This is a genomic window from Halomonas sp. E14, assembly GCF_052568415.1.
This window is the reverse complement of the sequence record NZ_CP199423.1, coordinates 3,523,553-3,536,068: the sequence shown is the minus strand read 5'-3', so window position 1 is coordinate 3,536,068 and position 12,516 is coordinate 3,523,553. Positions and strand designations below refer to the sequence as shown.

Sequence of the window (12,516 nt, the reverse complement as noted above, 5' to 3'; positions counted from 1 at the left end):
AGCATCCGGCGTCAGAAGCAGTGCGCTTCGGCGGGGAAGCGCCGGGCCTTGACGTCTTCGTGGTACTGGCGGAAGGCGCCGGCGATGTCGCCCGCCTCCGCCATGAAGTTCTTGACGAAGCGCGGTGTGCGCCCGTGGGTCACGCCGAGCACGTCGTGCATGACCAGAATCTGGCCGTCGGTGTTGGGGCCGGCGCCGATGCCAATCACCGGCACGTCGAGCGCTTCGGTGATCTCGCGCCCCAGGCTTGCCGGCACGCACTCGAGCAGGATTACCGAGGCGCCTGCGTCGACCAGGGTGCGGGCATCGGCGAGGATCTGGGCGGCGCGATCGGCATCGCGGCCCTGCACCTTGTAGCCGCCGAGCTGGTAGACGGTCTGTGGGGTCAGGCCCAGGTGGGCGCACACCGGCACGCCGCGCCGGGTCAGCTCCCTGACGCCTTCGGCCATCCAGGCCTCGCCTTCCACCTTGACCAGTTCGGCGCCGGCGCGCATCAGCTCGCCGGCGTCCTGCAGCATGCGTTCAGTGGTAGCGTTGCTCATGAACGGCAGGTCCACCATCAGCAGGCTGCTACCCTTGGCGCGTGCCACGCAGCGGGTGTGGTAGCAGATGTCGTCGAGGGTCACCGGCAGCGTGCTGGCATGGCCCTGCAGCACCATGCCGAGGGAGTCGCCGACCAGCAGCACCTCGATACCGGCCTCGGTGGCGGTGCGGGCAAAGGAGGCGTCGTAGGCGGTCAGGCAGCTGAAGGTTTCACCTGCGCGCTTGAAGGCCTGCAGCGTGCTTAGCGTGACGGTTTTCATGGCGTGCTCTCGCTGTGTTTCGGGGCGCCAGGCCTGGGGCCGATGACGCCGTGCTGCGCGTGATTGTTACCAGAACAGGAGTGTCGTGTCGACCGGTAACACCTAATGCCGTGTCATGAGTTGTCCGGTAACACTTTAACGTCACCTTCCGCACCGACATGCCGCGCAAGCGCAGCGACGGCCTGGCCATCCGGCAGAGTCAGCTCGGCGGCCAGCTCGGCCAGGGGAATCAGCACGAAGGCGCGACGGCACAGCTCGGGATGTGGCACGCGCAGGCGCGCCACGTCGATGCGCTGTTTTCCGTACAGTAGCAGGTCGAGGTCCAGCGTGCGGGGCCCCCAGTGGCGCTGGCGAACGCGACGATGGCGCTGTTCCAGCGCCTGCAGCTGATCGAGGAGGGCCAGCGGCGAAAGGCGCGTGCGCAGGAGGGCGACGGCGTTGATGAAGTCCGGCTGGTCCTGGGGGCCGACCGGGCGGCTGGCGTAGAGCCGCGACACGCCGAGGCGCTCGGTCAAGGGCAGCTTGCCGAGCGCCTCGGCGGCACGGCGTACCTGGCGGATCGGGTCGTCGAGATTGCTGCCAAGCCCGATGAACGCCTCAACCGGGGCGATCATGATGGGCCTGGCGAACTACGACGGCGGCGCTTGCGCGGGCGGCGGCGCCGAGCACTGTTCCCGGCGGGGCCGGCATCGGTGCCCGCCTTTTCCAGCAGGCGACGCTGCTCGTGTTCGTCGCCTTCCTGATAGGCCGTCCACCAGTCGCCGAGCCCCGGCGCGATCTCGCCGGCCGCTTCGCGCAGCAGCAGGAAGTCGTAGGCGGCACGAAAGCGGGGATGTTCTCGGGTCTGCAGCGCACGCTTGCCGCGACGCTGGGGCAGGCGCTGCTGCAGGTCCCAGATATCGCGTACCGGCAGGCTGAAGCGCTTGGGTATCGAGATATGCTGCAGCTGCCGCGACAGCACCTGCTGGGAAGCCAGCTGAAGTGCCGGGATGGGCGGCATGCCGTTGGCCTCCAGCGCGGTCTGGCGACGCTGCACCGGACCCCACAGCAGGGCGGCAATGAGAAACGCTGGGGTGACCGGGCGCTCCTCGTGGATGCGCTGGTCGGTGCTGGCCAGGGCCTGCTCGATGAGCGGCTCGATCCACGCCAGCTCGGCCATGGCCTCATCGGTTTCGGGAAAGAGCATGGCGAACAGGCCGTATTGGCGCAGCAGTCGGAAGGTGTTCTCCCCATGCCCGGCCATGAACAGCTTGAGCAGCTCATCGAACAGTCGTGCCGGAGGTATCTGCAGCAGCAGCGGTGCCAGTTCGGCAATAGGCCGTTCGGTCTCGGGAGCGATATGGAAGTCGAGCTTGGCCGCGAAGCGCACGGCTCGCAGCATGCGCACCGGATCCTCGCGATAGCGCAGGGCCGGGTCACCGATCAGCCGCAGGGTGCGGGAGGCGATGTCACGCATGCCATCGGCGAAGTCGTGGATGGAGAAGTCCGCAATGCTGTAGTAGATCGCATTGACGGTGAAGTCGCGGCGAATGGCGTCTTCCTGGATGTTGCCCCAGACGTTATCGCGCAGCAGCAGGCCGTGCTCCGATTGCTGGGCGATATGGTCGCCGTGGTCGTCGCCGTGAGTGCCGCGGAAGGTGGTGACCTCGATCACCTCGCGGCCGAAGCGTACGTGCACGATGCGAAAGCGGCGGCCGATGATGCGCGAATTGCGAAACAGTTCGCGCACCTGTTCCGGCGTGGCGTCGGTGGCCACGTCGAAGTCCTTGGGCATCTTGCCGAGCAGCGAGTCGCGTATGCAGCCGCCGACCAGATAGGCCTCGTAGCCGGCATTATGCAAGCGATAGAGTACCTTCAGCGCAGCTTCACTGAAGTGCTGCCGGGAAACGGGATGCTCGCTGCGGGGTATGATGCGGGGGCCAGCGGCTGGTCCGGAGGCCTCCTCGGGACCGAAGAGTGACCGGAGGCGTTCGCCCGGGCCCTGTAGAAAGCGGGTAAATCCTTTGAACATGCGGCGATATCGACTCGCAGTGTGCGAAAGTTGAACAGTGTAGCCGAGCGCCGACACCTTGCAAAGCGGCGTGCGCCGCCAGGAGCGGGCAGACAGCAAAAGAGGAGGCCTTTCGGTCCTCCTCTACAGGCATTTGAGGTGCTGCGTCCATGCGGCTGTTTCTTCTTCGTGATGGCGCATCGCCTTGAATACGCACCACAGTCACCAAGAGTACACAGGCAAACGGTGTTGTTGTGTTTGTTGACGTTCCTGGTTCGCGACCGCCTCGTATTCAAAACAATAATCCAACACGACGGCATCGGTGAGGTATGCCTGCCTTCGGTTTGTCGTTGTTGCCGAAGGTGCGCTCTTGCGGCCATTGTTCTTGTTGGAGGCCGGGGTTGGCGCGTCGCGTCCTGATGGATCCGGTGCTTCGCTCGTCTCTTGTCGTTGTTGGTTCGAGTCGAAGGGCGGTCCTTTCCGGGGGCGAATTGTTCTTGTTGCCCCTGACCGCGTCTAACTCACAGCCCGTGTTGTTATTGTTCGTGCGGGCTCTGCCTCGCCTGCGCCTTGTTCTTGTTGTTGACGTGGGTGGCAGCCGGATGTTGTTTTTCTTGCCATATATATTGCACGGCACATGCCAGCGTTGCGTTTTGTTCTGAATTATCAGCAAGTTGAATCTTGTGTGAGAGAAGGCTTCGTTTGCGGGTCGGCGGGGTGTTACCCGTGCTGCGCCATTTGCGGGCGGTTTCTGGGTGGGATGGTAACACCTGGTGCAATTTGCCCGGTTTGCGAGCCCGGAGGCGCCGAAATAAGGAGGGCGAAGCAGTCTGTAACCTTAGTCGTAGGCGGCGAGGTGCACTTAGCCCAGGCTGCTGCGGCGAGCCTGCTTCTTGCGCGGAATGCCCAGGCGCTGGCGCCGTTCCCACAGACACTTGCGGCTGATTCCCAGCTTCTGGGCGAGTTCGGTCTCGCTCATCTGGTCCTGATGCTCGAGCACGAAGTGCTGGAAATAATCTTCGAGCGACAGGTCCTCGTCTTCGCCGCCGTCGCTCTCGAGCCGCTCCTCGGGCCGTGATACCGGTTCGGGGGCGGGGCGCGGCTTCATGGGGATACCCGGCCGGAGGCCGAGGTCGTCGGGGTGGATCAGGTTGCCTTCAGCAAGGATGACGCCACGCTCGAGGGCGTTCTCCAGTTCGCGCACGTTGCCGGGCCAGGGATAGTCGCGGATTTCCCGGCGTGCAGCGCGCGAGAGCCGCAGTCCCTCGCGCTGATGGCGCTGGCAGGCCTTCTCCAGCAGAACATCGGCGATCAGCAGAATATCGTCCTCGCGGTCGCGCAGCGGCGGCAGGTCGATCTGCATCACGTTGAGGCGATAGTAGAGGTCGAGGCGGAACTCGCCTGATTTGGACAGTGCGCGCAGGTCGCGGTGGGTGGCGGCGATCAGGCGCACGTCCACATGACGCGTCTCCACTGAGCCGATGCGGCGAATCTCGCCCTCCTGCAGCACGCGCAGCAGCCGCGCCTGGGCATCCAGCGGCAGTTCGCCGATCTCGTCGAGGAACAGGGTGCCGCCATCGGCCGCTTCCACCAGGCCGGTGCGCGCGGCGCTGGCGCCGGTGAAGGCGCCCTTCTCGTGGCCGAACAGCTCCGATTCGATCAGGGTCTCGGGGATCGCCGCACAGTTCACGCAGATCAGCGGTGCGCCGGCCCGCTTGCTCTGCTGATGGATGGCGCGCGCCACCAGCTCCTTGCCGGTGCCGGACTCGCCTTGGATCAGCACCGTGACGTCGGCTGGCGCGGTCTTGCGGATGCGGGTATAGACCACCTGCATGGCCGGACAGTCGCCGATCATCTGCTGGCGCGAGCCGCCGGCGTCGGTGATGTCCGGCGGCGAGGGCGCGTGCTGGCGGTGCTGGTGGAGCACCCGGGAGACGGTCTCGAGCAGCTCGTCGTGGTCGAAGGGCTTGGCCACGTAATCCACCGCCCCGAGCTTCAGGGCATCCACCGCCGAGCGCATGCTGGCATAGCTGGTCATGATCAGCACGGGTGCCGGCGAGGCGTGGCCGATCAGGTCGGTGCCGGGCTCGCCGGGCAGGCGCAAGTCGCTGATTACCAGGTCGAAGCCGCGCGGCTCGAGAACCAACGCCTCGTTGACCGACCCGGCTTCGCTGACTTGGTAGTCATGACGCTCCAGCAATCGGCGCAGCGCAGTGCGGATAATGGCTTCGTCCTCAACGATCAAGATCCGACTCATCACTCTTTTCACCCTGCTCTGGTTCAGTTGGCAGCCACAGGCAGATGCGGGTGCCGCGTTCACGTCCTTGCGGCGGCGACTCGATCTCGATCCTGCCGTGGTGTTCCGCCACGATGCTGTAGACGAGGGGCAACCCGAGCCCGGTGCCTTCGCCCGGGGGTTTGGTCGTCGTGAAGGGTTCGAAGAGATGCTCGCGGACCCTGGCGTCGAGGCCGTGTCCCTCGTCGGTGACCGTTACCTTGAGCATAGTGCCGTCCGGCTCGGCGTCGACGATGATCTCTCCGCCGGCCTCGCTGGCGTCGCGTGCGTTGCTCAGCAGGTTGACCATCACCTGCTGCAGCCGCTGGGCGTCGCCGATGACCTGCAGCTCGGCTGCACAGAGGTTGCGGTAGCGGACATCCTCGCCCGAGCGCACCAGGCGGATCAAGTGCAGCGCCTCGTCGACGATGGTCGAGATCGCCACGGCGGCAAGCTGGGTGCCGCCGATGTGCCGCCCGCCGTGAGCAAAGCCCACCAGGGAGCCGACGATGCGCGAGATGCGGTCGGTGAGCTGCTGGATCTGCTGGGCGGTGGCCAGCAGCGTGGGGTCGTCGGTGTCGTAGCGCAGGTTCTGGGCCAGCGACGAGATCCCGGTGACGGGGTTGCCGATTTCATGGGCCACACCGGCGGCAAGCTGGCCGATGGAGGCGAGGCGGGCGGCATGCACCAGCTCGTCTTCCAGCCATTTCATTTCGCTGTGGTCCTCGATCAGGATCACGGTGCCGCCGCGGATGTCCTCGTCGGCCTCGAGCTCGGCGCGGTGCAAGGTGAGGTAGCGGGTGCCGCGCTTGAGTTCCACGGCCTGCTTGTAGAGGTGGTCCGACGGCTCGGTGAGCAGCCGCCCGAGCAGCTCGCCCCAGGGGGCGGGCAAGCCGTCGCGCCGAGCCCCCACCACGCTGGCGCCTTCGATGCCGGAAAGTTCCGCCAGGGCGTCGTTCCACATCAGCACCTCGTCGTCGACGCCGAAGGCGCATAGCCCGACCGGCAGCCGCGTGAGGATGCGCCGATGGTAGCGGCGCAGGCCGTCGAGCTCGCGGGCCAGGCCCGTGAGCCTGGAGCGATAGGCTTCCAGGCGGCTTTCGACAAAATGGATATCATCGGTGGGCACCTGGCCGCTGTGGCGGTAAGGCAAGTAGCGGTCGACAATGTCCTGGGCCACCGAAGGGCCCATCAGGCCGGAGAGGTTGGCCTGGATGCGGTCGCGCAGCCGCCGCAGGGCATAGGGCCGTCCGTCCAGCGGCGACAGGCCGAGATCGGTCAGCGCGCGCTCCACCTCGCGCTCGGCGACCTGGTCGCCCAGCGCGCGGGCCAGCGGCTGCTTGAACTCCTCGCAGGTGGTCGCCACCAGCGGCAGGCGCTTGGGACGAATCACGGCATCAACGGAGCAGGCTTCGGCGGCGGCCCGCTCGCCCTCGGAGGTATGGGTGGCCAGCGAGACCACGATCAGGGTCAGGGTGTTGCAGGCCAGCGCGACCAGCGTCACCACGTACCAGTCCGGCTCGCCGGCCAGCAGCTCCATGCCGGGGGGAATCAATATCCAGGCCGGCAGGCCCGTGAGCAGCGGCAGCCACAGCCCGGCCAGCCAGATCAGCACGCCCACCACCAGCCCCGAGACCATGCCCTTGCGGTTGGCGCCGGGCCAATAGAGCAGGGCCAACAGCCCGGGCAGGCACTGGGCCATGCCAACGAAGGCGGCCAGACCCAGCGTGGTCAGGTCGTGGTGAACGCCCACGGTGCGGTAGAAAAGCCAGCCGCCGAGGATCACCGTGACGATCAGGATGCGGCGCAGCCAGCGCAGCCAGCGGTAGAGGTTGGGCTGGGCCTCGGGTGGGTGGGCGATCAGCAGCACGTGGTTGAGGATCATGCCTGACAGGGCCAGGGCGATCATCACCATGGTGCCGCTCGAGGCGGCCAGCCCGGCGATCAGCGCCAGTGCCTGGACGGCGAAGGTTTCGGACAGGCCGAAGGCCAGGTAGGCAGAGCCCATGGCGGCATCGCTGCCCAGGCGCTGGCCGGCCCACAGGATCAGCGGCACCGGCAGGGCCATGAGCAGCAGAAACAGCGGCAGCGACCAGCTCGCCTGCAGCAGAGTGTGGCGCGACAGCGTCTCGGCAAAGGTGATGTGGAAGATATGCGGCATCAGCAGCGCGGCGGCGAAGAACAGCAGCAGCAAGGTGCGCCAGTGTGCCGGGTCGGGCTGGATCATGCCGGCCTGGTGGGCCTGGCCGGGGCCGTCGAGCCACAGCTGCAGGTCGGCCGGGCCGTCGAACACCACGAACAGCGCCACCGCTCCCAGCGCGAGCATGGCCGCCAGCTTGACCACCGAGGTGAGGGCGATCACGGCCAGCAGGGTGTCGTGGCGCGCCGGGGCGTGGTTGCGGGTACCGAAGATGGTGGCGAACAGCGCGATCAGCGCAGCAAAGGCCAGTGCCAGCAGAGCGGGTGAGGCGGCGCCGGTCATCAGGTAGATGGCGTCGCCCAGGGTCTGGACCTGCAGCGCCAGCAGTGGCATGACGGCTAGCAGGCTGATCATTGTGATCAGCGTGCCCACCCAGCGCGAACGGAAACGGAAGGCGAACAGGTCGGCCAGCGAGGCGAGCTGGTGGGTGCGGGTCATGCGCTGTATCGGCACCAGCAGGACCGGCGCCAGCAGAAACGCCCCCGCCACGCCCAGGTAGTAGGCGAGATAGCCGTAGCCCGAGGTGGAGGCGAGCTCCAGGCTACCGTAGATCGCCCAGGCGCTGGCATAGACGCCGAGCGCCAGGGTGTAGACCACGGGATGGCGGGTGACCCGTCGGCTCAGCCAGCCGCGCTCCACCGCCAGGGCGCAGAGGAACATCAGCAGCAGGTAGCTGGCGCCGAGCGCGAATACGCTGGCCAGGCTAGCGTTCATCGAGCTTCCTCTTCTGCTCCAGCCACAGCGTGAGAGCGATCAGCACGCCCCAGATCACGAAGGGCCGGTACCAGGCCACGCCGGGGCTCGACCAGCCGCTCATCAGCAGCGGCGAGAGCAAATAGCCGCCGAAGACCAGGAACAGCATGATGCGGTAGACGTACACGGCCGGCTCCTCTCATTGCTTGCCGGGAGGGGGTTCCCGGAGGGGGGCGACGTCATGCCGGTGGGGAATACCGGCCACCCGCCAGTGGGCGATGGCCCAGCGCAGCTGCTCGGCCACCGGTGCCGTGGCGAGCGATGGGGGCGGCGCCTGGCCAAGGGTGAGTAGAGCACGATGCAGCAGTGCACGCACCGCCGGCTCATCGAGCGGCAGCGGCGGCGCCAGGTTCTGCTTGGAAAGCTTCTGCCCATCGGGGCCGAGGACCAGCGGCAGGTGCAGGTAGCGCGGCGTCGGCAGGCCCAGCGCGTGCTGTAGCTGGCGCTGCCAGGGCGTGTTGTCGAGCAGGTCGGCGCCGCGCACGATGTCGCTGATGCCCTGTTCGGCGTCGTCCACCACCACCGCGAGCTGGTAGGCCCAGAGGCCGTCCTTGCGCTTGAGTACCACGTCGCCGAGCGCGGCGGGGTCGAGGCACTGCATGCCGAACAGGCGGTCGGACCAGCGGACCGGGCGCAGACCGAGGTCGCTGCGCAGCCGCCAGGCGACTGGCCTGCCGGGCTCGCGCACGCCGTCGCGACACCAGCCGGGATAGACGGCGTGGTCACGCCACTGCTTGCGTGAGCAGCTGCAGGGGTAGGCCAGCCCCAGGCTCTCCAGGCGGGCAAGGGCGTCGGCATAGGCGTTGCCGCGGTCGTGCTGCCAGTAAACCGGGCCGTCCCATTGCAGGCCGAAGGCCTCAAGCTGGCGAAGGATGGTGTCGGCCGCCCCGGGCGGACAGCGCGGTGGGTCGATATCTTCGATGCGCAGCAGCCACTCGCCGCCGACGTGGCGGGCATCGAGAAAGCTGGCCAGGGCGGCCACCAGCGAGCCGAAGTGCAGGGCGCCCGACGGGGTAGGGGCGAAGCGGCCGCGGTAGCTCATGGGATCCTCGTGCCGTGGGGCACCGACACGCAAACGGGCACCCTGAGGTGCCCGTCGCCTGGAGGAGTGAGCCACATCACGCCAGCTCAGCCGCCAAGCTGCTTTTCCTTGAGTTCGGCTAGGGTCTTGCAGTCCACGCAGAGGGTCGCTGTGGGGCGCGCTTCCAGGCGGCGAATGCCGATCTCGACGCCGCAGGCCTCGCAGTAGCCGTAGTCCTCTTCGTCGATCTTCTCGAGGGTCTCGTTGATCTTCTTGAGCAGTTTGCGCTCGCGGTCGCGGGTTCTCAGCTCCAGGCTGAAGCCTTCTTCCTGGGTGGCACGATCGGCGGGGTCGGCGTAGTTGTTCGCCTCTTCCTGCAGATGGCGCACCGTGCGATCCACTTCTTCCATGAGCTCCTGTTTCCAGCCCAGCAGGATCTGTCGGAAGTGCTCAAGCTGCTGTTCATTCATGTACTCTTCACCCGGCGCGGACTCGTACGGGATGAATTTTTTGGGCGCTTCCGTTTTTTGGTCTGCTACTGGCATGGCACTGCCTCATTGCTAGTGTGACTGCTGATCAATACCCCGCAGTGCGGTGTAAGTATCCTACGTCAAAGGCATGCTTGTTTATCGAAAAAACGGCGCCTTTGCAATACCCCGGGCCTGGGGGCGGAACGCCCGCCGAGGGAAAGCGTAGTATCATGGTTGGACCGCAAGGGCGGGAAAAACTTCCCCTGCCATCTCCTCATATCGTGTCCAGGAGCCAGACATGTCGTGGAACTCTCGCGTCGAGCGCGTCGCCCCCTTTCGTGTGATGAGCTTGCTGGAAATTGCCCAGGCGCGCGAGGCGGCCGGACATGATGTGATCCACCTGGAAGTGGGCGAGCCTGACTTCCCTACGCCCGAGCCGGTGGCGGTCGCCGGGCGAGACGCCCTGGCAGCGGGGCAGACCCGCTATACGCCGGCGGCCGGGCTGCCGGCCCTGCGCGAGGCCATCGCCGGCCATTATGCCGACCACTTCGGCGCCGACGTCGACCCGGCGCGCATCCTGGTCACGCCCGGGGCCTCCGGGGCGCTGCTGCTTGCCAGCCAACTGCTGGTCGGCCCCGGCGACCGGGTGCTGATGGCCGACCCCAATTACCCTTGCAACCGCCACTTCATGGCGCTGGCGGGGGCGCAGGTCGACACGGTGCCGGTGGGGCCCGACAGCGGCTGGCAGCTCGATGCCCCGCTGCTGGCGCGTCATTGGCAGGCGGCGACGCGCCTGGCAATGCTGGCCACGCCGTCCAACCCTACCGGGCACATGCTCGACGCCGAGCGGCTGCACGCGCTGGCCGACGCCGTGGCCGTACGTGGTGGCCACCTGTTGGTGGACGAGATCTACCAGGGGCTCTGCTACGACCTCGCGCCGCTGTCGGTGGCCGCGCTGACGCCGGACGCCTTCGTGGTCAATAGCTTCTCGAAGTATTTCGGCATGACTGGATGGCGGCTGGGCTGGTTGCTGGCGCCGGCCGCTGCCGTGGAGCCGCTGACCCGCCTGGCCCAGAACGTGTTCCTGGCCGCCTCGACGCCCGCCCAGCATGCGGCCCTGGCTGCCTTCACACCCGACTGTCGGGAGATTCTCGAAAGTCGCCGCGTCGAGCTCGGCCGCCGCCGCGATACGCTGCTGGCGGGTCTGGCCCGGCTGGGCTTGGCGCCGTCGCTGCCGCCCCAGGGCGCCTTCTACCTATGGCTCGACATCTCCCGCTATAGCCGCGACAGCCAGGCCTTTTGCCAGCGCCTGCTGGAAGAGGAGAACGTGGCCATCACGCCCGGGGTCGATTTTGCCGTCACCGGCGGCGAGTACCACGTACGCATTGCATTCACCACCGGCACGGTGCGCCTGGAAGAGGCCGTGAACCGGCTCGAGCGCTTCCTGGCGCGGCAGTAGCGACGCCATGGAGTATCCCCTTCTCGTTCCCGGCGTGCTGCTGCGCCGCTACAAGCGCTTCCTCGCGGACGTTCGCCTCGACGACGGCCGTGAGGTGGTAGCGCACTGTCCCAATACCGGCTCGATGCGCGCGGTGAACGTGCCGGGCTGTCGGGTGTGGCTGGCGCCAAGCGACAATCCGGCGCGCAAGCTGGCCTGGACCTGGGAGCTGATCGAGTTGCCCCAGCCCGCTGGCGGCGTGGCGCTGGCCTCGGTGCATACCGGGCGGGCCAACCGCATCGTCGAAGAGGCGCTGGAAGGGGGGCGAATTGCTGCGCTTGCCGGTTATGCCCAGTTCCGGCGCGAGGCTAAGGTAGAGGGGGCGCGGCTCGACTTTCGCCTCGACGATCCCGAGCGCGGCTGTGCCTTCGTCGAGGTCAAGCAGGTCACGCTCAAGGAGCGCGATGGGCACGGTTACTTTCCCGACGCGGTGAGCGAGCGCGGGCGCAAGCACCTGCTGGCGCTGGCGGCCTTGGCCGAGCAGGGGCAGCGTGCGGTGCTGCTGTTCTGCATCGCCCACGCCGGCATTCGCGACGTGGCGCCGGCAGCACACCTCGACCCGGCCTACGCCGCCACGCTCGAGGCCGTGGCAGCGCGGGGAGTGGAAGTGCTGGCCTACGGCTGCGAGTTCGGCTGGCACGATTCACGGCCGGTGTCGGTGGCGCTGGGTGGTCAACTTCCGGTGTCACTCACTCGCCAAGTGAATGTTGCCCTCGGCATCGACTGAGATCGGCAGCGGCTCGAGAAAGCGCCCCTGGCAGGGGCCGAACACGCATTCCCCCGTCTCCGGCAGGAACAGCGCGCCGTGCACGCCGCACTGGATCAGCTCACCGCCGGCCTCGAGAAAGCTGGCATCGTCCCAGTTCAGCGGCACCTGCTGATGCGGGCAGCGATTGACGAAGGCGCTGACTACGCCGTGCACGGAGACGAGAAAGAGGCGCCTGCCGTCGGGCAGGGTCACGCCCAGCGACGGCTGGGTCTCCAGCTGGCTCAGCCGGGCAATCCGCATCGGCATGCGGTTCAGCGCTCGATATAGAAGCGCTGGATGAAGCGCAGGTCCGCTGGCTCCCGGTTGCGGTCGTAGCTGACCTGGAGGTCGAAGTGCATCGGCTCGTCCTCCTGGATGCGGAATACCGCGACCTGCGACTGGGTGTCGCCATCCCGCAGGGTGCGGAATGCCAGCGGGGTCTGGCTGCCGCCGCGCACCACACCGACGCTGCCGCTGACCGGTGCATTGACGGGGCGCAGGGCGCCGTCGGCTTCCGCCTGGAGCACGCTGACATTGACCAGGGCCATGGCCGGGCTGCGCTGGATGCCGTGGGCATCGGCCACCGACTGGGGGATGAACTGGGTACTGACGGCACTGTAGTGGATCTGGTAGTCGCCGATCTGTTCGAATTGCTGCGCCTTGAGCGGACCGGATACAGCCAGCAGGGCCAGGCTCAGCGTGGCAAGGGCGTGCTTCAGGCGGCGTGTTGCAGTGTGGCGTGGCATGGGCAAGTCTCC

At 67.2% G+C, this 12,516-nt stretch carries 12 protein-coding genes; 2 read left to right on the top strand and 10 right to left on the bottom strand.

All coding sequences use genetic code 11. The features are described 5' to 3' along the window. Positions 1-11 precede the first annotated feature (11 nt). The 8 genes from panB to dksA all read right to left on the bottom strand — a co-directional run bounded on the left by panB (position 12) and on the right by dksA (position 9,587). Positions 12-803 (bottom strand): 3-methyl-2-oxobutanoate hydroxymethyltransferase, encoded by a 792-nt coding sequence (gene panB / locus ACT7B3_RS16630; protein ID WP_444679032.1) that lies wholly within the window; start codon positions 801-803, stop codon positions 12-14. Between the two features lie 113 nt (positions 804-916). Further along, positions 917-1,417: a 2-amino-4-hydroxy-6-hydroxymethyldihydropteridine diphosphokinase gene (gene folK / locus ACT7B3_RS16625; RefSeq protein ID WP_445158705.1), complete on the bottom strand. Its 501-nt coding sequence runs from the start codon at positions 1,415-1,417 to the stop codon at positions 917-919. Next, the gene (pcnB, locus tag ACT7B3_RS16620) at positions 1,414-2,814 is read right to left on the bottom strand and encodes a polynucleotide adenylyltransferase PcnB (protein ID WP_445158704.1); all 1,401 of its coding nucleotides are present in this window, start codon (positions 2,812-2,814) and stop codon (positions 1,414-1,416) included. The genes folK and pcnB overlap by 4 nt, the downstream gene beginning before the upstream one ends. A gap of 841 nt (positions 2,815-3,655) precedes the next feature. Continuing rightward, positions 3,656-5,050 (bottom strand): sigma-54-dependent transcriptional regulator, encoded by a 1,395-nt coding sequence (locus tag ACT7B3_RS16615; protein WP_444679035.1) that lies wholly within the window; start codon positions 5,048-5,050, stop codon positions 3,656-3,658. Next, positions 5,028-7,982 (bottom strand): ATP-binding protein, encoded by a 2,955-nt coding sequence (locus tag ACT7B3_RS16610; protein WP_445158703.1) that lies wholly within the window; start codon positions 7,980-7,982, stop codon positions 5,028-5,030. The genes ACT7B3_RS16615 and ACT7B3_RS16610 overlap by 23 nt, the downstream gene beginning before the upstream one ends. Further along, positions 7,972-8,148, bottom strand: a complete 177-nt coding sequence (locus tag ACT7B3_RS16605) for a hypothetical protein (RefSeq protein WP_167119311.1) — start codon at positions 8,146-8,148, stop codon at positions 7,972-7,974. Before ACT7B3_RS16605 ends, ACT7B3_RS16610 begins: the two co-directional genes overlap by 11 nt. Before the next feature lie 12 nt (positions 8,149-8,160). After that, positions 8,161-9,063: a tRNA glutamyl-Q(34) synthetase GluQRS gene (gluQRS, locus tag ACT7B3_RS16600; RefSeq protein WP_445158702.1), complete on the bottom strand. Its 903-nt coding sequence runs from the start codon at positions 9,061-9,063 to the stop codon at positions 8,161-8,163. Between the two features lie 86 nt (positions 9,064-9,149). Then, positions 9,150-9,587, bottom strand: coding sequence for an RNA polymerase-binding protein DksA (dksA, locus tag ACT7B3_RS16595; RefSeq protein WP_445158701.1), 438 nt, complete (start codon positions 9,585-9,587; stop codon positions 9,150-9,152). A 223-nt stretch (positions 9,588-9,810) separates the two neighbouring features. On the opposite strand from dksA, the gene ACT7B3_RS16590 reads away from it, so the two are divergent. Both ACT7B3_RS16590 and sfsA read left to right on the top strand, forming a co-directional pair. Then, a complete protein-coding gene (locus tag ACT7B3_RS16590) occupies positions 9,811-10,971 on the top strand; it encodes an aminotransferase class I/II-fold pyridoxal phosphate-dependent enzyme (RefSeq protein WP_445158700.1) in 1,161 nt (386 codons plus the stop codon). A 7-nt stretch (positions 10,972-10,978) separates the two neighbouring features. Then, on the top strand, positions 10,979-11,737 hold the full coding sequence (gene sfsA / locus ACT7B3_RS16585; RefSeq protein ID WP_445158699.1) for a DNA/RNA nuclease SfsA: 759 nt from the start codon (positions 10,979-10,981) through the stop codon (positions 11,735-11,737). On the opposite strand, the gene ACT7B3_RS16580 is transcribed toward sfsA, so the two are convergent. Together ACT7B3_RS16580 and ACT7B3_RS16575 are read right to left on the bottom strand one after the other, a co-directional pair. Then, positions 11,696-12,025 (bottom strand): Rieske (2Fe-2S) protein, encoded by a 330-nt coding sequence (locus ACT7B3_RS16580; protein ID WP_445158698.1) that lies wholly within the window; start codon positions 12,023-12,025, stop codon positions 11,696-11,698. The two genes, sfsA and ACT7B3_RS16580, sit on opposite strands and share 42 nt — an antisense overlap. Positions 12,026-12,030: 5 nt before the next feature. After that, positions 12,031-12,504: a DUF4426 domain-containing protein gene (locus ACT7B3_RS16575; RefSeq protein WP_444679038.1), complete on the bottom strand. Its 474-nt coding sequence runs from the start codon at positions 12,502-12,504 to the stop codon at positions 12,031-12,033. Between the last annotated feature and the right edge of the window lie 12 nt (positions 12,505-12,516).